Here is a 21,596-nt window from a genome sequence, read left to right as displayed (position 1 = left end):
CGCAGTCAATCGCTCGCGATCGGTTACGGTCAAGTACAGACATGTTACTTTCTGTTACCGTCTGGTAGTCCGCATCACCTCCATCGGTGTCAACCATGGCCACATGTCACTCGCGCCTGGGGACGATGAACTCGCACCACACGCACTTGCCGCTGCCGCGGGACTCCACGCCCCAGGCGTCCGCCAGCCGGTCCAGCAGCATCAGCCCACGCCCGGACACGCCGGACTCCCCCGCGTCACGACGGCGCGGCAGCGCGCTCGACCGGTCCTCGACATCGACCCGCAGCCGCCGTTCGGGCCCGGTGAGCACCCGGATGGTGACGATCGCCCCGCCGTCGGTGTGGATCAGCGCGTTGGTGATCAGTTCATCGGCGGCCTGCTCGACCTCGTCCGCCCGGTCCTTCGCGCCCCAGGCCCGCACCGCCGCCCGGATCAGGTGCCGGGCCGAACTCAGCGCCTCGGGATCGTTCTGGGCGACATGCTGCCGGAGCCGGCCGCCCGGCTGCGGTGCGTGGGTGGCCTTGCGGCGCAGCAGCAGGACCGCCACGTCGTCCTCGCCACCCCGCTCGTCGACCGTCTCGCACAGCTGGTCGGCCAGCTTCTGAAGGTCCGGCGACCCGTTCCGGATCACGGAGGTCAGCAGCTGCATGCCCTCGTCGAGATCGCCGCCCGGCAGCTCCACCAGGCCGTCGGTGTAGAGCACCACCGTCTGGCCGGGGTCCAGCTCGACGGTGCTGACCGGGTATTCGAGCCGGCCGAACTCGGCCGAGAGCCCCAACGGCAGCCCTCCCTCGGCGGGGAGCCTGCGGCAGCTTCCGTCGACGTCACGTACCAGCGGCTCGACATGCCCCGCCCGGACGAGCTGCACCACCCCGGTGCTCAGGTCGACCTCGGCGTAGGTGCAGGTCGCGAAGCGGTCGGTGTCGAGCTCATGAAGGAAGACGGAGGCGCGGGCCATGACAGTGGCCGGGCTGTGCCCCTCGGCGGCGTAGGCACGCAGGACGATGCGCAGCTGTCCCATGACCGCGGCCGCGTCCGTGTCGTGGCCCTGGACGTCGCCGATGACGGCGCCCACCCGGCCGCCGGGCAGCGGAATGACGTCGTACCAGTCGCCCCCGATGTCCCGCCCGAGCCTCGCCGAGCGGTACCGGACGGCGATCTGCGCGCCGGGAACATCCGGGACCCGGCGCGGCAGCATGGCCTGCTGGAGCCCCTGGGCGAGGTCGTGCTCCTGCTCGTAGAGCATGGCCCGCTGCAGGCTCTGGGCGATGGAGCTGCCGAGAGCGACCAGCAGATTGCGTTCGTCGCCGGTGAAGCCGTCCTTGTCGCTGTAGAGGAGTCCGAGGGCACCGATGGGGCGGGCCTGGGCGATCAGCGGCAGATAGGCGGCACAGGTGATGCCGAGGTCACTGATGTGCGGCCACAGGATCGGGTACGAGGTGGCGAAGTCCTCGGCGGACTTGATGAAGCGGGGCGCGAGGGTGCGGACCACTTCACTCATCGGGTACGGCTCGTCCGTACGGGTGTACCGGGTGCCCGGCACGAAGGCTCCCTCGGGCCCGTCGGCCACCAGATGGATGCGCCCCGCCTCGATCAACCCCATGACGAGGCTGGTGGCTCCGAGCAGGACCAGCCCCTGGGAGTTCTTGAGTACGTCGACGACGTCCCTGACGGTGCGGGCGTGGGCCAGGGCGGCCGTGGTGCCCTCCACCAGCGTCGTGCGCCGGCGCCGTTCCTCGTCCTGCTCGTGGCGGACGGTGGAGTCGGTCAGCTCCTGGGTGGCGTCCCTGACTATGCCGATGATCCGGCGCGGGCGGCCGGTCTCGTCACGGCGGATGAAGCCCTGGGTGTGGGTCCAGCGCATCGTGCCGTCGCGCCGAAGGATCCGGAAGTACGCGCCGTAGTTGCTCTCTCCGCTCTTGAGTGCCTGTGAGACCAGGGCGTCAATGCGTACCCGCTCGTCCGGCGGCACGCGGAGGGAGAGGCTCTCCGGCCGGTTGTCGTATTCATCGGCCCGCAGGTCGAACACGTCGAGCGCGGGCCGGTCCATGTGCATGCGTCCGCTGTCGAGGTCCCAGTCGAAGCTGCCCATACGGTTCAGGGCGAGGCTGAGATCCGGGTGGGCGGGCCAGTCGTCCGGGAGCGACAGGGCACCCACTACCCGACCATCCATGGGGGACACTTTGCCATTGATTGTCCGATTCCTCGAACGATCCCGGCCGACGGGCGGCAGACAAAATGCCGCCGAACACCCTCATCGGAAGGCTCTCAGCAACTCTGGAGCGCCTTGACGTCGAAGGTGAAACACTGGACCGTTCCGGCGAAGTACGAGTTGCCGGAACACCCGTACATGCTCCCGTTGCGGTACTGCGTGTTCAGCCACCGGAGCCGGCCGTTGTCCGCGTACTTCTTCCCGATGGGCAGGTACGCGCCCCGGATCGAGCCGTACGCGACACTGTCGCCGGCGACATGGGCGGTCTCGGGTGCCACCGTCGGCCCGAAGCACGAGGGCATCGGAGAACTACCAGCCGAACCCACTGGTGCGCCACTCCCGGCCGTCGGGTGCGACGGCGAGCGCCTCGTACCCGTCCAGCGACTCCAGCCAGCCGCGTGCTCCCTCGCCCATGGCGAACGCAGCCGTGGCGAAGGCGTCCGTCAGGGTCAGCGCCTGCCCCACCACGGTGATCGACGCGAGGCCCAGGGCCGGGGTGCCGGTGTGCGGGTCGAGGATGTGCGCACCGCGTTCGACCGTTCCGGAGGTGGCGACCGCGAGATCGCGTCCGGACACGACGGTGGCCAGCGCCCCGCGGCGCAGGGGGTGGGCGATACCGATCCGCCAGGGAACGCCGAGGCACGCCTCGCCACGCAGCTGAAGGTCGCCGCCGCCGTTCACGCAGGTGTTGTGCGCGCCGCTCTCGTACAGCAGCTGCGAGGCGGCCTCGACCGCCCACCCCTTGACCAGCCCGGAGGGATCGAGGAAACCGCCCGGTGTGGCGCTGAACCAGCCGCGGCTGACCCGGGTGACATCGCCGCACAGGTCGAGGACCTCACGGACCTCCGCCGGACAGGTGCCGAGCCCGGACTCGCCGCGGCCCAGCCGACTGATGGCACTGTCCGGACGGTAGGTGGAGAACACCGCGTCGACGTGATGCAGCCCGCGCACCGCGTCGTCGAGGGCGCGGCGGATCGCAGGGGTGGGCCGGTCCCTGATGTCGAAGGAGAACACCGTGCCCATGACGTGCTCGACATGGCGCAGCCCGTGCGCGGGGTCAGCCACCGGCCCGGTCCAATGCGCTCTGCAGGGACTCCATATAGCCCTGACTGGTGTAGCTGGCTCCGGAGACGGAGTCGATGTTCGCGCTCTGGGCACCCAGCGCCTCCTGGGTGAGCCGGGGCAGCGCGAACGCGGCGATCTCCTGGTCGCGGCCGTTCTCATCGGGCGCCCGGAGCACCCGAACGGCGGTGAGCTTCCCCTTGACGAGGGTGGCGGCGACCTGCACCGGTCCGTACCGCGTGTCGACCGGATCACCGTTGAACGTGCCCGTCGCGGCGGCGGCGCCGGGCGGGGCACCGGTCGACGTGCCCGGGGAGACCGTGGTCGTCGGACGCCTGCCCGCGTCGAGCAGACCGGGAGGCTGGTGCGGTTTCAGGGACAGCAGGGTCACGACCAGGGCACTGGTGCCGGTGGTGGCGAGCACGGCTCGGCGCACGGTGTTTCTCCTCGGGGCACTCATCAGAACGCGAACGACTCGTGGTGGATGCGGCGGCGCGGCACTCCGGCGTCGCGCAGGGCTCGGATCGCCGCCTCGGTCATGCCGGGCGGACCGCAGAGGTAGACGTCGTGCGCGGCCAGGCCGGGGACCAGATGGCTGAGGGCCGGTGCGGTCAGCGGGACATGCCCGTCGACGACGTAGTGCACCGTCGCGCGGCGGTGGGCGGCGATGGCGTCGAGTTCGGCGCGCAGCGCCAGGTCCTCGGTCCGTCGGGCGCGATAGACGAGGGTCACCGGTCCGGGCAGCGTCTCGAACAGGGTCCGCAGCGGAGTGATGCCGACCCCGCCCGCCAGCAGGAGCACCTGGTGGGCGGTACGGCGGCGCGCGGTGAAGCCCCCGTACGGTCCCTCGGCCCAGACCCGGGTGCCGGGTGCGAGACGGGCCAGCGCGGCGCTGTGGGCGCCGTCGGCCTTGACGGTGATCCGCAGATGGCGGGGGTGGGCTGGTGCGGAGAGCGAGTACGGGTTGGCGGTCCACCACAGGCCTCGGGTGAGGAAGCGCCAGCGGAAGAACTGTCCCGGCTCGGCCCCCAGCTCGTCGAGGCGCTCGCCGGTGAGGTATACGGAGACGACGCCGGGGGCTTCGGTGTGGACGGCGGTCACCGTCAGCCGGTGCCTCAGGCCACGGCGTACCGGGACCGCGAACCGGTACCAGACGACCAGGGCGGCGGCGCCCAGGTAGAGGGCATACCACGCCAGCTGCGCGGGTCGGTTGCCGACGAAGTCGGCGCCGTCGGAGAGCTGGTGTCCGAAGGTGAGGAAGATCGCCAGATAGGTGGCGAAGTGGAGGTAGTGCCAGGTCTCGTAGCTCATCCTGCGGCGGGCGGCTCGGGCGGAGACGGCACCGGTGAGGAGGAGAAGCAGAAAGCCCGCGGTGCCCTTGAGGAGGTCCGGGTAGTGCAGGACCAGGACGGAGGTCTGGCTCACCACGTCCGTGTGGGCACTGAGGGAGTAGCCCCAGATGACGAGAAGGGTGTGGGCCAGGACCATTGAGACGGTCCACCGGCCGCCGGCGGCGTGCAGGCGCGCCAGCCGGTCGGTGCCGATGCTGTGGTCCAGCAGGGGGACGCGGGCCATCAGAACCACCAGGACCGCGCACGCGTACCCGGCCAGCAGCCCGGTGATGCGCCCCGCGTTGGTCAGCCGGCCCGCCGCGCCGACGACGGCGGACGTGTCGCTCCACCACAGGGCGAGGACGGCTGCGGCCCCCGCGTAGATGACGGCGGATACGAGAAGCGGGGCGACGCTGCGCGGCGGGCGGCGGTGACGTGTGCCCTTGCTCACGTACGGCGAGGCGGGGGCTGTGGTGGTCATGAGGCTCCCCTCGTAAGGGACCGCTGGGGCGGCCGACGACGGCAAGCCTCGCAGCGCATCCTCTGCGTACCTTCTGAATAGGCGGCGGCCGCCCGGGTCCGCCGGGATTCCAGTAGGGAATGCAGAGGCAACTCAGAGGAAACTCACAGGTCCCCGGCGGCTCGCCGCCGTCCGCGCCGAGGGATGCTGGACAGAACATGGAAAACCACCGCGCACAGCCGCCTCTGCACCGCCCCGACGGGGGCCCGGTCCGGGTGCTGGTCGTCGACGACGAACCCGATCTGACCGAGGTACTGGCCGGAGCACTGGCCGGCGAGGGCTGGCAGGTCCGTACCGCGGCGGACGGTGCCTCCGCCCTGGCCACAGCGCGCGAGTTCCGGCCGGACGCCGTCGTGCTGGACTGGATGCTGCCCGACATGGACGGGTTGCGCGTGCTGCGGGAGCTGCGCCGTGAGGCCCGTGAGGTGTGCGTGCTGTTCCTGACCGCCCGCGACGCGGTGGAGGACCGCATCGCCGGGATCACGGCGGGCGGCGACGACTACGTGACCAAGCCGTTCAGTCTGGAGGAGGTCCTCGCCCGGCTGCGCGGGCTGCTGCGGCGGGCGGGGATGGCCGGTGCGCCGGGCCGACCCCGGCTGACGGTCGGCGAGCTCACCATGGACGAGGAGGCCAGGGAGGTCCGGCGCGGCGGCGCCGTCGTCGAGCTGTCCCGCACCGAGTTCGAGCTGCTGCGCTTCCTGATGCGCAATCCGCGCCGGGTGCTGTCCAAGGAGCAGATCCTCGACCGGGTCTGGGCATACGACTTCGGCGGCCGCGCCCATGTCGTCGAGCTGTACATCAGCTATCTCCGCAAGAAGATCGACGCGGGCCGCGCTCCCATGATCCATACGGTGCGCGGAATAGGGTACGTCCTGAAACCGGATCCGTCATGAGGCGGCCGCCGCCGCACACGCTGCGCGGGCAGCTCACCGCCGGGCTCGTTCTGCTGCTCGCCGCCGCATGTCTCGCGGTCGGACTCACCACCGTCTTCGCCCTCGAGGGCTTCCTGATGCGCCGCCTGGACCAGCAGCTGACCGCGTCCGGCGGCAGGTTCCCCGCCAGCCTGGAGCACGAAGCCGCGCCGGACGGCGACAACCGCCCCGACTCGCGCGGCCAGGCCGACTCCACCTTCGGCGCAAGGCTGCAGAACGGCCGGGTGACCCAGGCCGCCGTGGTCGATGAGCAGAACGTCCGCACGGTGCCGTTGACCGCCGACGACCGGCGCACGCTCGCGGCTGTGCCCGACGACGGGGAGGGCCGCAGCGTACGGCTCGCCGCGCTCGGTGGCTACCGGGTCGCGGCCGTCACCGGCGACGACCGGGACGTGCTGATCACCGGAGTGCCGCTGCACCCCGTGGAAGAGACCCTGCACCGGCTCGAAGCGGTCGAGGGGGTCGTGTTCGGCGCGGCCCTGCTCGCCACCGGGGTGGCCGGGGCCCTGTGGGTACGGGTCTCCCTGCGCCCCCTGCGACGCGTCACCGAGCAGGCGGTCGGCGTGGCCCGGCTGCCGCTGGCCGGCGGCGAGGTCGCCATGCCCGACCCGCTGCCCGTCACCGATCCTCGTACCGAGGTCGGGCAGGTCGGCACCGCGTTGAACCGCATGCTCGGACACATCGGGGACGCGCTCGCCCGGCGGCAGGCGAGCGAGGAACGGCTGCGGCACTTCGCCGCCGACGCCAGCCACGAGCTGCGCACACCCGTCGCCAACATCCGGGGCCACGCCGAACTCGCCCTGCGCCATCACGGCCCCGTGCCCGCCGGGGTCCGGCACGCCCTGGAACGTATCCAGTCGGAGTCCGGGCGAATGAGCCACCTGGTCGACGATCTGCTGCTGCTCGCCCGCCTCGACGCGGGGCGTCCGCTCGACCACGAACCGGTCGATCTGACCCTGCTCGTGCTCGACGCGACCGACGACGCACGGGCCGCGAGCCCCGGCCACCGCTGGCTCCTCGACCTCCCCGAGGAGCCCGTGACCGTCACCGGCGACGCGCACCGGCTCCAGCAGGTGATCGGCAATCTCCTCGCCAACGCCCGGGTACACACCCCGGACAGTACGGAGGTGACGGTGCGGCTCCGGGCGGACGCCGCCGAGGTCCGGCTGACCGTCACGGACAACGGGCCGGGCATCCCCGACGCGCTGCGGCCGGAGATCTTCGGGCGCTTCGTCCGCACCGACCCCAGTCGCGCAAGGGCCACCGGCAGCACCGGGCTCGGCCTGGCCATCGTCCGCGCGGTGGTGACCGCCCACGGCGGCACGGCCGATGTCGTGAGCCGGCCGGGACACACGGCGTTCCGGGTGGCCCTCCCGCGCTGACCCAGGATCCTCGCTCGCCCTCGCTGTCCCTGGCCGAGGTAGGCGTACGGCGCCACGGACACGCCGCAGTCGTCTTGAACGCGTTCTGGAAACCCCCTAGAGTCGGCGCGGAAAGCTACTTGAACGCGTTCAAGACGGGGGGTGCGGCATGTCCGTGCTGGTCGACACGATCGTGATGCCGGGCATGCTGGTCGTCGTACCCGCCGGTCTGCGTCTGACCGGCGCGTCCGAGCTCGACCGGATCCGCCGCCTGTGGCCGCTCTTCACCGCACCCGGCGCCGTCTCCCTCTCCTGCTGACCTGGCGCACGGTCCGTGGCCGCGGGCCGGACCGGGTCACCCGGCTGCTGTTCGCCACCTCGGCCGCCGTCCTCGTGGTGGCGATGGTGCTCGCGCCGAGATGGGCGCTCGGTGAGGCGACCGGGCTGCCGCACCCCACACCGACCCGGATGGCCGCCACGCATGGCCTCGGCAACGCGCTGGGCTTCGCGCTCTGCTCGGTGCTCGCCCGGCGGAGGCTCCAAAACGGCGCCGGCTCCGCCCGTGCTGCCCCGACCCGCACCGACCCATTTCTCACCGACCCCGAAGGCAGGACGTCATGAGCACCCTCACGTACCCGGAGGTCGGGGCCACCCGGCTCGGCCCGCTCCCCGACGGCTACCACCATCTCCACCACCGCGTCGCGGTGGGCCGCGGCCGGGCCGACTTCGAGACGGCGGGCGCGGCCGTCACCGGCTGGCGCATGCACCGCACCTCCGGCGCCCGGGTGCGGACGTCGACGGCTCGCGCCGAGCCCGGAACCTCCGTGCGGGTGTCGATCGGGTTCGGTCCGTTCCGGTTCACCGCGCCGTGCGAAGTCGTCTGGACCGCGTACGAGAAGGAGCGCATCGGCTTCGCGTACGGGACCCGGCACCAGCACCCCGAGCGCGGCGAGGAGTGCTTCGTGGTGGACCTGGCGGACGACGGCACGGTGTGGTTCACCGTGCTGGCGTTCTCTCGTCCGGCACGCTGGTACAGCAGGGTGGCGGGACCCCTCGTGCCGGTGCTCCAGCGGTGGTACGCACGCCGGCTCGGCACCGCGCTGCGCCGGATCGTGTCGGAGGGCTGAAGCGCTCAGCCGCTCCGCAGCGTCGATACTGGAAGTGATGGAGTGGTTCACCGCAGATGGCTACTGGCTCAGCCGGCTGATCTTCCAGCGGGCTCTCGCCTGCATCTACCTGGCCGGGTTTCTCGCCGCCGCCCTCCAGTTCCGGGCGCTGATCGGCGAACGTGGCATGCTGCCCGTGCCCGAGTTCCTGCGGCGAACGGACTGGCGCTTCGCTCCCGGTCTCTTCCGGCTCCACTACTCCGACCGGTTCTTCGCGGTGGTCGCCTGGACCGGCTGCGCGCTCGCGGTCGCGCTGATCGCCGGGGTGGATTCGTACGTTCCGCTCTGGGCCGCCATGCTGATGTGGTTGCTGCCCTGGGCGTTGTATCTGTCGATCGTCCAGGTCGGCCAGGTCTGGTACAGCTTCGGGTGGGAGTCGTTGCTCCTGGAGACGGGCTTCCTCGCCGTCTTTCTCGGCAACGCGGACACAGCTCCACCAGTGCTGGTGCTGTGGCTGCTGCGCTGGGTGCTGTTCCGGGTCGAATTCGGCGCCGGGCTGATCAAGATCCGGGGCGACGAGTGCTGGCGCAAGCTGACCTGCCTGTATTTCCACCACGAGACCCAGCCGATGCCGGGACCACTGAGCTGGTTCTTCCACCGGCTGCCCCGACCGGTCCACCGGGTGGAGGTGGCGGCCAACCATGTCACCCAACTCCTCGTCCCGATATTGCTCTTCACCCCGCAGCCGGTGGCGAGTGCGGCCGCGGGGCTGATGATCGTCACCCAGCTGTGGCTGGTGCTCTCCGGGAACTTCGCCTGGCTGAACTGGGTGACCATCGCTCTCGCCCTGTCCGCCGTCGACTGGTCACTGGTCACTGCGCAGCCCGCACAGTCGGCGCCGCCGCTCTGGTACGAGGTGCTGGTCCTCGCCGTCACCGCGCTGGTGGTCGTCCTCAGCTACCGTCCGGCGCGCAATCTGATCTCCCGCCGCCAGGTGATGAACCGCTCGTTCGACCCGCTGCATCTCGTCAACACGTACGGCGCGTTCGGCAGCATCAGCCGGGTCCGGCTGGAGATCGCGGTCGAGGGCACCGACGAGACGGTGCTCCACCCCGACACCGTCTGGCAGGAGTACGGCTTCCGCGGCAAGCCGGGCGATCCGCGGAGACTCCCGCGCCAGTTCGCTCCCTATCACCTGCGCCTGGACTGGCTGATGTGGTTCGCGGCGCTCTCTCCCGCGTACGCCCATCCCTGGTTCGGACCGTTCCTGGAACGGCTGCTGGAGAACGACCGGGACACGCTGCGGCTGCTGCGCCACAACCCCTTCCCCGGCACCCCGCCCACGCACATCCGTGCCAGGGTGTACCGCTACCGGTACACGACCTGGCGCGAGCTGCGTGCCACCGGGAACTGGTGGCACCGCACCTATGTGCGGGAATTCATCAGACCGGTTTTCCTCGCCCCCGCCCGCATCGGCCCGACCACGCCCCCTTGAGGACCCGGGCCCCGGGGTACCTGGATTCCGCCCGGTGCGGTGACCCTGCCGGGACACCCCGGAGCCCCGGACCTCCGTTGTGTCGGAAGGCCGGGGCTCCCTGGCTGACGGGCGTCGCGGACGTCGGGCGGGCGCGCAGCCGGGCCCGTCGATCAGTCGATGCCAGGCAGGATGTGCGGCTCGGCAAGATCGTCCTCGTAGCCGGCCAGCCGGATCGGCGCGGATCTGGCCCAGACCTCGAGGTTCTGGAGTTTCTCGGGCCGACGGGCCCGCTCTCCCTGTCGCTCGGCCGGTCGCTTCTCTTGCTTCGTCAGTTCTGGTGTCACCGCGCACTCCTTTATGTCGCGAAACCCCGGGCGTCGCCGACACTCCGGTCTCATTACCGGAAATCGACCACCCATGTGGGGCGGGGCAGGAACAGTTCGGTCGCGGTGGCGCCGGGCATGGGGCGGAACGGCGGCCTGGTTACAAGCCTGTCCCAGGACGGCCCGGGGAGTTTTGTGGATCCCCGGGTGGCGTCCATTCACCTCAGCCTAACCAAATGAGCGCTTTCGCGCTCGATGGAACGTGTGCGCTCCGTCACTTTCGGACGACGGATCGCTCTACCAACCGGCCGGCGCGTAGTCCTTCAGGAAGCAGCCGAACAGGTCCTCGCCCGCTTCGCCGCGCACGATCGGGTCGTAGACCCGGGCAGCGCCGTCGACCAGGTCGAGCGGGGCGTGGAAGCCCTCCTCGGCCAGCCGGATCTTGTCGGGGTGCGGGCGCTCGTCGGTGATCCAGCCCGTGTCGACGGCGGTCATGAGGATGCCGTCCTTCTCGAACATCTCCTGGGCGCTGGTGCGGGTGAGCATGTTCAGCGCCGCCTTGGCCATGTTGGTGTGCGGGTGGCCCGCGCCCTTGTAGCCGCGACTGAACACACCCTCCATCGCGGAGACGTTGACCACATAGGCGCGCTTGGCTGCCGTCGCGGCCATCGCGGGACGGAGCCGGCTGATCAGGATGAACGGCGCGGTGGAGTTGCAGAGCTGGACCTCGAGCAGCTCGATCGGCTCGACCTCTTCGACCGTCTGGATCCAGCTGTTCGTGTGATGCAGGTCCGGTACGAGACCGCCCGCGTCGATCGCGGTGCCCGCAGCGATCCGTTCCAGCGAGGCGGATCCGGTGACCAGGGCCAGTTCAGTGACGTCCTGCGCGCTCAGCCCCTCCTTGCGGGCGGCGGGCAGGGCGGCGACGCGGTCGACCGAGCCGCTGCCGAAGGTGCCGATGACCTCGGCCGCGGGGAGTTCACCCGCGGGCAGCGGTGCGGACTCGGCGCCGAGCAGTTCGCTGTACGCCTGCGGGGAGCGGCGAACCGTCTGCGCGGCGTTGTTGATCAGGATGTCCAGCGGTCCCTCGGCGGCGACCGAGTCGGCGAGCGCGACGACCTGGGCGGGGTCCCGCAGGTCGATGCCGACGATCTTCAGCCGGTGGATCCACTCGTCACTGTCCGGCATCGCCTTGAAGCGGCGGATCGCGTCGTTGGGGAAGCGGGTGGTGATGGTGGTGTGCGCGCCGTCACGCAGCAGCCGCAGCGCAATGTACATGCCAATCTTGGCCCGGCCGCCGGTGAGCAGCGCCCGGCGTCCCGTCAGGTCGGTCCGCGCGTCGCGGCGGGCCCGGTTCTCCCTGGCGCACTGCTGGCAGAGCTGGTGGTAGAAGGCGTCCACCTCGACGTACCGGGTCTTGCAGATGTAGCAGGAGCGGGGCCGCTGGAGTATCCCGGCGATCTCGGCACTGGCCGAGGAGGACGGCAGGACACCCTGGGTCTCGTCGTCGATGCGGTCGGCCGAGCCGGTGGCGGTGGCCTCGGTGACAGCCTTGTCGTGCGCGGTCTTGGCGGCCCGGCGGTCCTGACGACGGCGCTGCTTCACGGTCCGGTAGATACCGGCGGTGGCGCGGCGCACGGCGATGGCGTCGGGGTGGTCGACCTCGATGGTGTCGAGTTCGTCGAGCACGCTCAGGCAGACGGCCAGCCGCTCCGGGTCGATACCGGGACCGAACTCCTCGATACCGGGAGCGAACTCCGCGCCGTCCTCTGTCACCGTCATTGCCGTTCCTCTGTCAGTCATGCCGCCGGGATCTCTCGGCGGGCCCCGGCGCATTGCCGCAGCGGGCTCACGAAGACTGGTGTCCACGGGGCTGAGGCCCGGCTGCGGGCTCGCGCGAAGCCGCCGCACTTCGGGCCGAACGCCCCGCTCAAGTCTGCCATGTCCGCCGCGCTGCTCCATCCGGGTGCGCAGGGCGGCGCAGCGGGCCGCGCCCGACGCGTCGCGGGCGGAGCCGGTCGAGGGGTCGTGACTGCCCGCGCCGCCGTCACCACGTCTCAGAGCCTGTCGGCGCGCGGTGTTTCGATCACCGGGGGGCGGAGTCCGCAATGGGTCCCGGTTTGCGGTCGAGGACGCAGTCCCCGCAGAGGCCCCCGCCCGGGCACCGGTAGTAGAGGCAGCAGCTGTGTCTGCGGAACGCGGGGGTGTGCGGGGAGCCGGTGGTGCGCAGATCCGGGTGGTCGAAGAGTTCGGCGACCAGGGCGCGGGCCCGTTGCGCGACGTCCGGGCGGTGGTACGTCCGTGCCCAGGCGATCAGTTCGCGGAGCGCTCCGGCCAGGGCCGATCCGGCGTTGCCCCAGAGCAGCCGCGGAGCGAGGTGTCCGTCCTGGCGGATCGCCTCCGCCAGGGGTACGAGATGGCCGAACTGGACGACCTCGCGGATCCGGTCCGCGGTGCCGGGCAGCGTGGCGACCGGCTCGTGCCACAGGTCGTCGGGGGCGGGGCGCTGCGGGTCCCAGTGGAGCGTGCCGGGGGACAGATCGGGGAAGCGGCCCCCGATGGCCGCCGACCCCAGGGCGGTCGACCAGAGACGGGCGGCCAGGCCCAGGTGAGCGACGGACGCGGCCACTCTGCGCTCCGGGGTACGGAGCGCGGCGGCGACCGCGTCGATACGGGTTGTGAGCGATGCCGTCTCCCCCGCGTACAGCCGGGCCAGCGGGCGGTGTGCGCCACCGGGCACCGGTGTGCTGCGCAGGGCGAAGAAGCCGCCCACCGAGGCCGCGTCCGCCTGTTCCAAGCGCTGCTCCTGCGCGGGTTCCATCGATCACTCCTGGTGACATCGCGGGCATCCCGGGTACCGCGGCTCGCCGTTCACCGTATCGCTGCGGGATGATCGTCCTGAGGCCCGTCGGGGTAGGACTACCGTCGGGAGGAGGACACGCGGACCACTGCCGTACTACCAAAGCAGTACGTCGGATCGCAGTCTCAAGGACGACGACCCGGCGGCTTTGAAGGGCCATCGTGGTGCACATGAGTTTCCTCGCACTGTCGGTGCTGCTGTCACTGGTCTCCGCGGTCGCGTACGCGGCCGGGGCAATCGTCCAGGAGCGCGTCGCCGCGGCCGGAGACGGCCGCTCGCTCACCCCTCTGCGCAACCGCGTGTGGTGGGTGGCGGTGGCGTTGAACGGTGTGGGTGCGGTGCTGCACGTGCTGGCACTGGCGTACGGACCGCTCAGCCTGGTGCAGCCGCTCGGTGCGCTGACGATCGTCTTCGCCCTGCCGATGGCTGCCCTCTTCGTACGCCGCCGGGCCGGGGCGACTGCCTGGCGCGGCGCGATCATGGCGACGGCCGGTCTGGCGGGTCTGCTCGCGCTCACCGGCAGCAGCGAGTCGCACACGCTGGACGGGCCGGAGCAGTTCATGCTCGCGACCGTGACGTTCGGTGCGACGGCGCTGCTCCTCGTGGTCTCGAAGGGCGTGCGGAAGCCGGTGGTACGGAGTGTGGTGCTGGCCGGGGCGGCGGGTGTCGCGTTCGGTATCGCCTCCGTGTTCACGAAGACGGTGGCGATGGAGTGGACGTCGGGTGCCGTGGGCGCGGGACTGCCCTCGCTCCTGGTGATCGCGGCGCTGGCAGGGGCCGGGCTGCTGCTGGCCCAGGCCGCGTACCGGGGCGCCGGCCTCACCGCTCCGCTCGCGACGGTGACGGTCGTGAACCCGGTGATCGCGGCGGCGGTCGGCATCACGCTGTTCGGCGAGGAGTTCCGGCACGGCACGGAGGGCACGGTGCTGGCGCTCACGTGCGGCGTGGTGGCCGCGGGCGGGCTGATCCTGCTGACCACGGAGCGGATGAGCGCGGAGCAGCGCGAGAAGCAGCGGGTCCGGGGTATCGGCGCGGATGTGTCGGAGGTGGATGCCGGGGTTGCCCTGGAGGACATGGAAGGTGCCCCGGAGGGCGCGGAGAGTGCCGCCGAGTCCGCTGCTGCGGTGAAGTCCGCCGGTGCGGTGGAGTTCGCGGGGGCACCCGCCGGGCATCAGCCCCAGGCGGAGCCTGCCCGGGGCGCGCCCGCCGTGTCCGGCTCGGCCGCTGCCGACTCGATTCCAACGCTGCTCCCGTCGCCGGTGACGGTGCCGGTGACGCTGAGGAGTCGTCGGGCGGGTCGGGTGGGGTTCGACCCCGCGCCGCTGCCGCGCACCGGTTCGGGACGACGTGCCCTGTCGGCCGCCGAGCCCGATGACTCCGCGCAACCGCCCGGCAGCGTTCAGACGCTGACGCCGCCCGCTCTGAGGTAGGTACGGGCGTTTCTGCTGCGGTGGCGCGAACGGAGCGCGGCGGGGTGAACAGGCCGTGCCCGCTTCCCGTATCCATACTGGTCATCCGGCATCCTCGACAGATTGCAGGAGCACACAGATGAGCGGCACTGCGCAGATCGGCGTCACTGGACTTGCGGTGATGGGCCGCAATCTCGCCCGGAACTTCGCCCGCAACGGCTTTACGGTCGCGGTGCACAATCGTACGACCGCAAAGACCGATGCCCTGGTCAAGGAGTTCGGCGACGAGGGCACCTTCGTCGCCGCACGCACACCCGAGGAGTTCGTGGCGGCGCTGGAGCGGCCGCGCCGGCTGGTCATCATGGTGAAGGCGGGCGATCCGACCGACGCCGTGATCCAGGAGTTCGCCCCGCTGCTCGAGGAGGGCGACGTCATCATCGACGGCGGCAATGCCCACTTCGAGGACACTCGCCGCCGCGAGAAGGAGCTGCGGGAGCGCGGGATCCACTTCGTCGGTGTCGGTATCTCGGGCGGCGAGGAGGGGGCGCTGAACGGGCCGAGCGTCATGCCGGGCGGCTCCACCCGGTCGTACGAATCCCTGGGGCCGCTGCTGGAGAGGATCGCCGCAAAGGCGAAGGACGGCACCCCGTGCACCACGCACATCGGCCCCGACGGCGCCGGGCATTTCGTGAAGATGGTCCACAACGGCATCGAGTACGCGGACATGCAGCTGATCGCGGAGGCGTACGACCTGCTGCGCCGAGTGGCCGGCTACTCCCCCGCGCAGATCGCCGAGACATTCCGCAGCTGGAACACCGGCCGCCTCGACTCGTATCTGATCGAGATCACCGCCGAGGTCCTCGCCCATACGGACGAGGCGACGGGCAAGCCCTTCGTCGACATCGTGCAGGACCGCGCCGAGCAGAAGGGAACGGGCCGCTGGACGGTGCAGATCGCGCTGGATCTGGGGGTGCCGGTCTCCGGTATCGCGGAGGCGGTGTTCGCCCGTTCCCTGTCGGGCCACGCGGATCTCCGGGAGGCCGCACGGGAGTTGCCGGGTCCGTCGGCCGTCCCCCTCACCGGGGCAGGGGCGGCAGCCTTCGCCGACCAGGTCGAACAGGCGCTGTACGCCTCCAAGATCGTCTCCTACACGCAGGGGTTCCACCAGATCCGGGCGGGCAGCGAGGCGTACGACTGGAACATCGGTCTCGGTGGGGTGGCGGCGATCTGGCGGGCCGGATGCATCATCCGGGCCGCATTCCTGGACCGGATCCGCGCGGCGTACGACGCGCGTCCCGGCCTGGTGAGTCTCCTCTCCGACCAGCAGTTCGCCGCCGAGATCGGTGCGGCGCAGGACGACTGGCGGACGGTGGTCGCCGAGGCGATGCGCCAAGGGGTGCCGACCCCCGGGTTCGCCGCCGCGCTCTCGTACTACGACGGGGTGCGTGCCGGCCGGCTGCCCGCGGCGCTCACACAGGGGCAGCGGGACTTCTTCGGAGCGCACACCTATCGGCGTACCGACCGTGACGGCTCGTTCCACACGCTCTGGGGCGGCGACCGGTCGGAGGTCTCCACCGGCTGACGGGGGCGGCCGGTCGCCCGGTCGGGTCACCGCGGGATGCCGCGGGGCCGCACGTATGCGTAAGTAGCAGCGAGTACCGTCGGCGTCCCGCACCACCGGGATGCCCCGGCCGAGCTGTCGCCACCACCCACTCGGAGCCGCCGCATGCCCGACGCCGTCCCGGACCCGGCCGCCGCCCAGCCCGTCGTCGCGCCGCTGACCACCGCCGCCCTGATCCTGGTCGCCACGATCGAACCCGGTGGTGAGAGCGCCGTACGCGAGGTGCTGCCGGACCTTGCGGCGTTCGCCCGTTCCATCGACTTCCGGATGCCGGACGCCGGACTGGCCTGTGTGACCGGGTTCGGCTCGGACGCCTGGGACCGGCTGTTCGCGGGGCCCCGGCCGGCCTCGCTCCATCCGTTCCGGGAGCTGCACGGCGCGCGCCACCACGCCCCCGCCACCCCGGGCGATCTGCTGTTCCACATCCGGGGCGAGCAGATGGACGTGTGTTACGAGTGGGCCGCCCGACTGCTCGACCGGCTCGGCGGGGCGGTGACGGTCGTCGACGAGACGCAGGGGTTCCGGTACTTCGACCACCGGGACCTGCTCGGTTTCGTCGACGGGACGGAGAACCCGATCGGCGCCGATGCGCGGACGGCGGCGCTCGTGGGCTCCGCAGCCGACCCCGCCTTCGCAGGTGGCAGCTATGTCATCGTGCAGAAGTATCTGCACGATCTGGCGTCCTGGAACACGCTGAGCACGGAGGAGCAGGAGCGTGTCATCGGCCGCACCAAGCTGGACGACGTCGAGCTGCCCGACGCCGTCAAACCCCATAACTCCCATGTCGCGTTGAACACCCTCACCGCGCCGGACGGCACCGCGCGCGAGATCCTGCGTGCCAACATGCCGTTCGGCAGTTTCGAACAGGGCGAGTTCGGCACGTACTTCATCGGTTATGCCGCCGATCCGGACGTGACCGAACAGATGCTCCGCAATATGTTCCTCGGAAATCCGCCGGGCACGTACGACCGCATTCTCGACTTCTCGACCGCCGTCACCGGCACCCTCTTCCATGCCCCCAGCGCCGACTTCTTCGACGCCCCGCCGCCGTCCCCCGTCCTGTCCGGAACCGAATCCCTGTCGCAGCCGGCTTCCGCGCCGGTTGCTCAGATCACGGTTCCGGCGGATGCGCGGGACGGTTCGCTGCATATCGGCAGCCTGCAAGAAAGCGCCCAGTGATGAACAACCTCCACCGCGAACTCGCCCCCGTCACGGAAGCCGCCTGGGACCAGATCGAGGAGGAGGCCCGGCGCACCTTCAGCCGCCATCTGGCAAGCCGTCGCGTCGTCGATGTGACGGATCCGGAGGGACCGTCGTTCTCGGCGGTCGGTGACGGGCATGTGCGGGACATCGACCCGCCGACGCCGGATGTCATCGCCCAGGCCCGTACCTCGGTGCCGGTGATCGAGTGGCGGGTGCCGTTCACGGTGACGCGGGCGGCCGTGGACGATGTCGAGCGCGGCTCCGCCGACAGTGACTGGCAGCCCGTCAAGGACGCCGCCCGGACCTGTGCGTTCGCCGAGGACATGGCCGTCATCGACGGATACGCGGCGGCCGGGATCACCGGTCTGCGCAACGGTTCCTCGCACACTCCGCTGCCGCTGCCCGCCGATGCGCGCGACTATCCGGCCACGGTGAGCCAGGCGCTGACCCAACTGCGGCTGGCCGGTGTGGACGGGCCGTACCGGCTGCTGCTCGGCGCCGACGCGTTCACCGAGGCGACCGAGACGTCCGACCACGGCTATCCGGTGTCCACGCATCTCGCCCGGCTGCTGGACGACCAGATCCTCTGGGCGCCCGCCGTCGCAGGCGGTGTGCTGCTGTCCACCCGCGGCGGCGACTTCGAACTGTGCCTGGGCCAGGATCTGTCCATCGGCTATCGGGACCACGACTCGACGCACATCCGGCTCTACTTCCACCAGTCGTTCACGTTCCGGATGCTGACGCCGGAAGCCGTGGTCCCGATCATCGCCTGACGGCCGGGGCCGGGTCCCCGGGTGCTGCCTACCGGTGCCCGGCCGCCTCGACGGTCCAGGTGAGCGTGTCGGTGGCCAGGGCGCGGACCGCGGGGTCGCGGATGGCGTCCGTACGGTCCACGGCCTCGGCGGTCACCCGGTGGCCGCGGCCGTCCGCGCGCACGCCGAGCGAGGCCGGGGTGACGGCGGTTCGGCCGCGGGCGGAGACCTGCTCGACACCGTCGACGTACCAGCGCAGATCCGTCCGCGCGAGACCGGCCGCCGGGCCGGACCCGTGTCCGTCGCCACCGGCGCTTCCCAGGCCGGCGAGGGTGACCCGGATCCGCTTGCCGTGCGTGATCGCGGCGCCCGTGTCGAGGGTGCTGCTCAGTGCGTTGCCCGCACGGTAGAACCCGGCGATCATCGCCTCGCGTCCCGGCAGGTTGAACTCGGTGCTCGACAGCTCACGCATGAGCGAGGTCGAGGTCGGCCGGTAGATGCCGAGCGGAAAGTAGGCGCTGCCTTCGTACGTGCCGACCGTCGAGCCCGTCGGGTCGCTCTCGCCCAGCCAGCGATACCACTTGGCGCGCTTCTCGGCGAGCTGCGCGGGGGTGTACGTGGTGGAGTTGGGTCCGTCGGTCTCGCCGCCGGTCCAGGTGCCGAAAGAGGGGTACGTGTACTCGTCGTCCAGGAGGCCCACCGAGTGGCCTATCTCATGAACGGCGATCATGCTCGACCTGGAGTTGTCGGAGGAGAGCGTGGACACGCCGCCGAAGGGGTAGCCCTCGGCCTGCATACCGGAGTAGCCCGCGCCGCCGTATTTGGTGGAGTTGGCGATGACGACGACGAGGTCGGCGGCGGGCGCCTCGGCCGCGTACGAGGCCACCTTGTCGATGTCGGCACAGACGAGGCGCTCGATGTCCCCGCACCAGAAGTAGCTGGAGAGCGCGGTGTCCTTGACGATGCCGGCGCCGGGGTCGCCGCTGATGCCGGACTCGTTGGAGACGGCGTCGACGGTCCAGACGTTGAACAGGTTCCGGTAGCTCCGGTACGGCTCGATGGCGGTGATGTCGGCCCACTTGGCGGTGGCATCCGCGTGGAAATCGGCCTGCTGGTCGGCCGTGTAGCCGTCACCGATGATCACGACGTCGAGCCGGTCGTCGGTCGAGCCGGTCACCTGCTGCCTGCCGACCGCACCGTCAAGCGCGGCCTCGGCGGCGCTCAGGGACGCGCCCGCGCTGCGGCCGCTCTTCCTGGGCGCGGTGGCCGGGACCTCGACGGTCTTCCCGGCGCCTCCCGGTTCCGCGAAGTACTCGACGCGATGGCTGCCCCTGCCGTCGCCCCCGGTCGGGGCGGCCGCCGCGGGGGCGGCAGCGGCGGCGGCCGCTGCCAGCAGGCCGGCGACGGCAAGAGCCGCCGCCGATCCGGTGGTTCGGCGCGTGGCCGGGCGTATGCGCATGTACAACTCCTTGAGGGGCTCCGACTTCGAGCGGACGCGCAACGACGCGACCAGCCGCTTATCGGAAAATTAAATCGACTTAGCTCGACGCTTAACCTAGGGGTGGGAGAAGCGCGGAACAAGACCCGGAAGCCGGTTGACCGGCGATCGGATCCGGGCAACCGCCCCTCAGGGAGCCCGGATCGGGCGCCTCCCTCGCCGACCGGACACCGGGCGTTCTCCCGCCATCGGCCGGTCGCTCGTATGCTCGGCTCCCATGACGAGGCGCGACGTGCCCGAGCCGGAGCGGGAGCCGCGATCCGGGGTCACGCTCCGCGAGATCCTGGCGTTCGACGACGGCGGCACACTCCGTCTGTTGCTCGCGCCCGCCGACCACGTCGTCGGCGTCCGCGGTGTGGCCGTCGGTGACGAAGGGCCGGCGCAGCCACTCGACCAGCGCATCGTGCTGGCCGTCGGCCCGCCGGTCTCCTCCGCCGATGCGGCGGGCCCGGTCCGTGAGGCCGCCCGGCGCGGCGCCTGCGCCGTGGTGCTCCGCGATACGGAGGGGGTGCCCGCGGCGCCCGAAGTACTGGCCGCCGCCGAGGAGTCGGGCATCGCCCTGCTCGCCCGTGCGGCCTGGGCCGACTGGACCGACACCGCGACCCTGCTGCGTTCCGCGCTCTCCTACGCCGCGACGGGCCGTACCGGGGACACGGCCGTCACGGCGGACACCTCAGCCGGCGGGCTGGCAGCCCTCGCCTCGGCCATCGCCGAGAACACCGGGGGCTCCATCACCATCGAGGACACCCGTTTCCGGGTGCTGGCCCACTCCGCCACCCGCCCCGAGGCCGACGGGGTCCGCCGGTCCACGATTCTCGGCGGCAGGGTTCCCGAGTGGCGCGTCGCCGAACTCCGGCGCAGCGGAATCCTCCGTGCCCTGTGGACCTCCCGGGACGTCATCCACCGGGCCGCCGAAGGCGACAGCCCGGAGCGCCTGATCATCGCGGTCCGCAGCGGCTCCGAAGTCCTCGGCTCCATCTGGGCGGCCACGGACGGGCGCGCGCTCTCCGCGCAGGCAACGGATGCGCTGCGGCGCGGAGCGGAGCTCGCCGCCCCCCACCTGGTGCAGCACCGGCTGCGCGCGAACGGGGCCGTGCGCCGGAGGAACCATGCGCTGCGCGGTCTGCTGTACGGGCATGGGGACCGGCGCACCCACGCCTGGTCGCTGGGGCTGCCACCGGACGCGCCGTGCGCGGTCCTGGTGGCCGAACGCGACGGCGCGGCAGGGCCGTCGGCCGACCGCGTCCTCGATGTACTCGCCCTGCACGCATCCTCGTACCGCCCCTCGGCACGCGTGCTGCGCGACGGGGACCGGCTGCTGGTGCTGCTGCCCGTCGAGCGCGGCCGGGACACGGAAGTGCTCGGCCTTGCACGCGAGTTGGACGCACTCGCCGTGTCGATGCGCGGCTCCGCGCCGGTCCGGGTCGGTGCGGGTCCCGTCGCGCCCACCGCCCTCCGGGCCGCCGCCTCCTGCGAGGAGGCGACGCTGGTCGTACGGGTGCTGCGCAACCGCGCCGCGCGCGGCGGGGAGCCTGAGCCCCTGCGGTACGCCGGGGCGGCCGAGGTCGGTCCCTCCCTGGACGTCCTGCGGGTCCTGGACGCCGTACGGCCGGTCTGGGAAGCGGGCAGCGGGCCGGTGCACGAACTCGTACGGTCCGACCTGGCGACCGGGGGCGAGCTGGTCCGCTCACTTGCCGCCTACTTCGACACGTCGGGCGACGTCGGCCGGGCCGCCCGGCAGCTCGTCCTGCACCCCAACACGCTGCGGTACCGGCTGCGCCGCGCCCGGGAGCGGTACGGCGTCGATCTCGACGACCCCGACACCCGGCTGCTCATCACCCTCGCCGTCCGGCTGAGCGGCTAGATTTGTCCCTGATTCGTACGGTCGTTGGCCCTGCGGCCAAGGTCCGGCGCCGATCCTGTTCTGCT

The 21,596-nt window shown here is 71.4% G+C and carries 18 protein-coding genes and 2 pseudogenes; 11 read left to right on the top strand and 9 right to left on the bottom strand.

The annotated features are described in order from the left end of the window. Positions 1-106 precede the first annotated feature (106 nt). The 5 genes and pseudogenes from ACGFSA_RS22415 to ACGFSA_RS22395 all read right to left on the bottom strand — a co-directional run bounded on the left by ACGFSA_RS22415 (position 107) and on the right by ACGFSA_RS22395 (position 5,086). Positions 107-2,173, bottom strand: a complete 2,067-nt coding sequence (locus ACGFSA_RS22415) for a SpoIIE family protein phosphatase (RefSeq protein ID WP_393306790.1) — start codon at positions 2,171-2,173, stop codon at positions 107-109. Positions 2,174-2,280: 107 nt separating this feature from the next. Then, positions 2,281-2,514: pseudogene (locus tag ACGFSA_RS22410) on the bottom strand (chitinase); the annotation flags it as partial. 7 nt (positions 2,515-2,521) lie between these two features. After that, positions 2,522-3,235 carry an FAD:protein FMN transferase gene (locus ACGFSA_RS22405; protein ID WP_393306890.1) on the bottom strand — a complete coding sequence of 238 codons (714 nt, stop codon included), beginning with the start codon at positions 3,233-3,235 and terminating at the stop codon, positions 2,522-2,524. A 34-nt stretch (positions 3,236-3,269) separates the two neighbouring features. After that, the gene (locus ACGFSA_RS22400; protein ID WP_393306788.1) at positions 3,270-3,710 is read right to left on the bottom strand and encodes an FMN-binding protein; all 441 of its coding nucleotides are present in this window, start codon (positions 3,708-3,710) and stop codon (positions 3,270-3,272) included. 23 nt (positions 3,711-3,733) lie between these two features. Continuing rightward, positions 3,734-5,086 carry a ferric reductase-like transmembrane domain-containing protein gene (locus tag ACGFSA_RS22395; RefSeq protein ID WP_393306786.1) on the bottom strand — a complete coding sequence of 451 codons (1,353 nt, stop codon included), beginning with the start codon at positions 5,084-5,086 and terminating at the stop codon, positions 3,734-3,736. A 197-nt stretch (positions 5,087-5,283) separates the two neighbouring features. On the opposite strand from ACGFSA_RS22395, the gene ACGFSA_RS22390 reads away from it, so the two are divergent. The 6 genes and pseudogenes from ACGFSA_RS22390 to ACGFSA_RS22365 all read left to right on the top strand — a co-directional run bounded on the left by ACGFSA_RS22390 (position 5,284) and on the right by ACGFSA_RS22365 (position 10,019). Then, the gene (locus ACGFSA_RS22390; protein ID WP_393306784.1) at positions 5,284-6,018 is read left to right on the top strand and encodes a response regulator transcription factor; all 735 of its coding nucleotides are present in this window, start codon (positions 5,284-5,286) and stop codon (positions 6,016-6,018) included. Continuing rightward, positions 6,015-7,439 carry a sensor histidine kinase gene (locus ACGFSA_RS22385; protein ID WP_393306782.1) on the top strand — a complete coding sequence of 475 codons (1,425 nt, stop codon included), beginning with the start codon at positions 6,015-6,017 and terminating at the stop codon, positions 7,437-7,439. Before ACGFSA_RS22390 ends, ACGFSA_RS22385 begins: the two co-directional genes overlap by 4 nt. Before the next feature lie 148 nt (positions 7,440-7,587). Beyond that, on the top strand, positions 7,588-7,737 hold the full coding sequence (locus ACGFSA_RS22380) for a hypothetical protein (RefSeq protein ID WP_393306780.1): 150 nt from the start codon (positions 7,588-7,590) through the stop codon (positions 7,735-7,737). After that, a pseudogene (locus ACGFSA_RS22375) lies at positions 7,731-8,039 on the top strand (YndJ family transporter); the annotation flags it as partial. The gene ACGFSA_RS22380 and the pseudogene ACGFSA_RS22375, both read left to right, overlap by 7 nt. Then, positions 8,036-8,545: a DUF1990 family protein gene (locus tag ACGFSA_RS22370; protein WP_393306778.1), complete on the top strand. Its 510-nt coding sequence runs from the start codon at positions 8,036-8,038 to the stop codon at positions 8,543-8,545. The pseudogene ACGFSA_RS22375 and the gene ACGFSA_RS22370, both read left to right, overlap by 4 nt. 37 nt (positions 8,546-8,582) lie before the next feature. After that, a complete protein-coding gene (locus ACGFSA_RS22365) occupies positions 8,583-10,019 on the top strand; it encodes a lipase maturation factor family protein (RefSeq protein WP_393306776.1) in 1,437 nt (478 codons plus the stop codon). Between the two features lie 152 nt (positions 10,020-10,171). Here ACGFSA_RS22365 and ACGFSA_RS22360 read toward each other — a convergent pair whose 3' ends face one another. The 3 genes from ACGFSA_RS22360 to ACGFSA_RS22350 all read right to left on the bottom strand — a co-directional run bounded on the left by ACGFSA_RS22360 (position 10,172) and on the right by ACGFSA_RS22350 (position 13,145). Continuing rightward, a complete protein-coding gene (locus tag ACGFSA_RS22360) occupies positions 10,172-10,345 on the bottom strand; it encodes a hypothetical protein (RefSeq protein ID WP_266978285.1) in 174 nt (57 codons plus the stop codon). A gap of 276 nt (positions 10,346-10,621) precedes the next feature. Further along, positions 10,622-12,106 carry an SDR family NAD(P)-dependent oxidoreductase gene (locus ACGFSA_RS22355; protein WP_393306774.1) on the bottom strand — a complete coding sequence of 495 codons (1,485 nt, stop codon included), beginning with the start codon at positions 12,104-12,106 and terminating at the stop codon, positions 10,622-10,624. A 304-nt stretch (positions 12,107-12,410) separates the two neighbouring features. After that, entirely contained in the window at positions 12,411-13,145 is a 735-nt protein-coding gene (locus ACGFSA_RS22350) for a (2Fe-2S)-binding protein (RefSeq protein WP_393306772.1), read from the bottom strand. Between the two features lie 209 nt (positions 13,146-13,354). On the opposite strand from ACGFSA_RS22350, the gene ACGFSA_RS22345 reads away from it, so the two are divergent. The 4 genes from ACGFSA_RS22345 to ACGFSA_RS22330 all read left to right on the top strand — a co-directional run bounded on the left by ACGFSA_RS22345 (position 13,355) and on the right by ACGFSA_RS22330 (position 18,190). Next, a complete protein-coding gene (locus ACGFSA_RS22345; protein WP_393306769.1) occupies positions 13,355-14,614 on the top strand; it encodes a DMT family transporter in 1,260 nt (419 codons plus the stop codon). A 118-nt stretch (positions 14,615-14,732) separates the two neighbouring features. Next, positions 14,733-16,175 (top strand): NADP-dependent phosphogluconate dehydrogenase, encoded by a 1,443-nt coding sequence (gndA, locus tag ACGFSA_RS22340; protein WP_393306767.1) that lies wholly within the window; start codon positions 14,733-14,735, stop codon positions 16,173-16,175. 144 nt (positions 16,176-16,319) lie between these two features. Next, entirely contained in the window at positions 16,320-17,393 is a 1,074-nt protein-coding gene (locus ACGFSA_RS22335) for a Dyp-type peroxidase (RefSeq protein WP_393306765.1), read from the top strand. Continuing rightward, the gene (locus tag ACGFSA_RS22330) at positions 17,393-18,190 is read left to right on the top strand and encodes a family 1 encapsulin nanocompartment shell protein (RefSeq protein ID WP_393306763.1); all 798 of its coding nucleotides are present in this window, start codon (positions 17,393-17,395) and stop codon (positions 18,188-18,190) included. The genes ACGFSA_RS22335 and ACGFSA_RS22330 overlap by 1 nt, the downstream gene beginning before the upstream one ends. A 28-nt stretch (positions 18,191-18,218) precedes the next feature. Here the strand turns inward: ACGFSA_RS22330 and ACGFSA_RS22325 are convergent, their stop codons facing one another. Beyond that, positions 18,219-19,628 (bottom strand): M64 family metallopeptidase, encoded by a 1,410-nt coding sequence (locus tag ACGFSA_RS22325; protein ID WP_393306761.1) that lies wholly within the window; start codon positions 19,626-19,628, stop codon positions 18,219-18,221. A gap of 256 nt (positions 19,629-19,884) precedes the next feature. Here ACGFSA_RS22325 and ACGFSA_RS22320 point away from each other — a divergent pair, with 256 nt between their 5' ends. Beyond that, complete coding sequence (locus ACGFSA_RS22320; RefSeq protein ID WP_393306759.1) at positions 19,885-21,531, top strand: PucR family transcriptional regulator; 1,647 nt, start codon at positions 19,885-19,887, stop codon at positions 21,529-21,531. Positions 21,532-21,596: the final 65 nt, after the last annotated feature.

The sequence above is a fragment of the Streptomyces sp. NPDC048496 genome (assembly GCF_043200055.1).
Taxonomy (GTDB): Bacteria; Actinomycetota; Actinomycetes; order Streptomycetales; family Streptomycetaceae; genus Streptomyces.
The sequence above is the reverse complement of the archived record's forward strand: the minus strand, read 5'-3'. Positions and strand labels throughout refer to the sequence as shown.

What these genes read in the sequence shown, in the direction of transcription:
- ACGFSA_RS22415 (WP_393306790.1), bottom strand. Translation starts at nt 2,173, where the DNA reads ATGGATGGTCGGGTAGTGGGTGCCCTGTCGCTCCCGGACGACTGGCCC.
- ACGFSA_RS22405 (WP_393306890.1), bottom strand. Translation starts at nt 3,235, where the DNA reads ATGGGCACGGTGTTCTCCTTCGACATCAGGGACCGGCCCACCCCTGCG.
- ACGFSA_RS22395 (WP_393306786.1), bottom strand. Translation starts at nt 5,086, where the DNA reads ATGACCACCACAGCCCCCGCCTCGCCGTACGTGAGCAAGGGCACACGT.
- ACGFSA_RS22390 (WP_393306784.1), top strand. Translation starts at nt 5,284, where the DNA reads ATGGAAAACCACCGCGCACAGCCGCCTCTGCACCGCCCCGACGGGGGC.
- ACGFSA_RS22385 (WP_393306782.1), top strand. Translation starts at nt 6,015, where the DNA reads ATGAGGCGGCCGCCGCCGCACACGCTGCGCGGGCAGCTCACCGCCGGG.
- ACGFSA_RS22380 (WP_393306780.1), top strand. Translation starts at nt 7,588, where the DNA reads ATGTCCGTGCTGGTCGACACGATCGTGATGCCGGGCATGCTGGTCGTC.
- ACGFSA_RS22370 (WP_393306778.1), top strand. Translation starts at nt 8,036, where the DNA reads ATGAGCACCCTCACGTACCCGGAGGTCGGGGCCACCCGGCTCGGCCCG.
- ACGFSA_RS22365 (WP_393306776.1), top strand. Translation starts at nt 8,583, where the DNA reads ATGGAGTGGTTCACCGCAGATGGCTACTGGCTCAGCCGGCTGATCTTC.
- ACGFSA_RS22355 (WP_393306774.1), bottom strand. Translation starts at nt 12,106, where the DNA reads ATGACGGTGACAGAGGACGGCGCGGAGTTCGCTCCCGGTATCGAGGAG.
- ACGFSA_RS22350 (WP_393306772.1), bottom strand. Translation starts at nt 13,145, where the DNA reads ATGGAACCCGCGCAGGAGCAGCGCTTGGAACAGGCGGACGCGGCCTCG.
- ACGFSA_RS22345 (WP_393306769.1), top strand. Translation starts at nt 13,355, where the DNA reads ATGAGTTTCCTCGCACTGTCGGTGCTGCTGTCACTGGTCTCCGCGGTC.
- gndA (WP_393306767.1), top strand. Translation starts at nt 14,733, where the DNA reads ATGAGCGGCACTGCGCAGATCGGCGTCACTGGACTTGCGGTGATGGGC.
- ACGFSA_RS22335 (WP_393306765.1), top strand. Translation starts at nt 16,320, where the DNA reads ATGCCCGACGCCGTCCCGGACCCGGCCGCCGCCCAGCCCGTCGTCGCG.
- ACGFSA_RS22330 (WP_393306763.1), top strand. Translation starts at nt 17,393, where the DNA reads ATGAACAACCTCCACCGCGAACTCGCCCCCGTCACGGAAGCCGCCTGG.
- ACGFSA_RS22325 (WP_393306761.1), bottom strand. Translation starts at nt 19,628, where the DNA reads ATGCGCATACGCCCGGCCACGCGCCGAACCACCGGATCGGCGGCGGCT.
- ACGFSA_RS22320 (WP_393306759.1), top strand. Translation starts at nt 19,885, where the DNA reads ATGACGAGGCGCGACGTGCCCGAGCCGGAGCGGGAGCCGCGATCCGGG.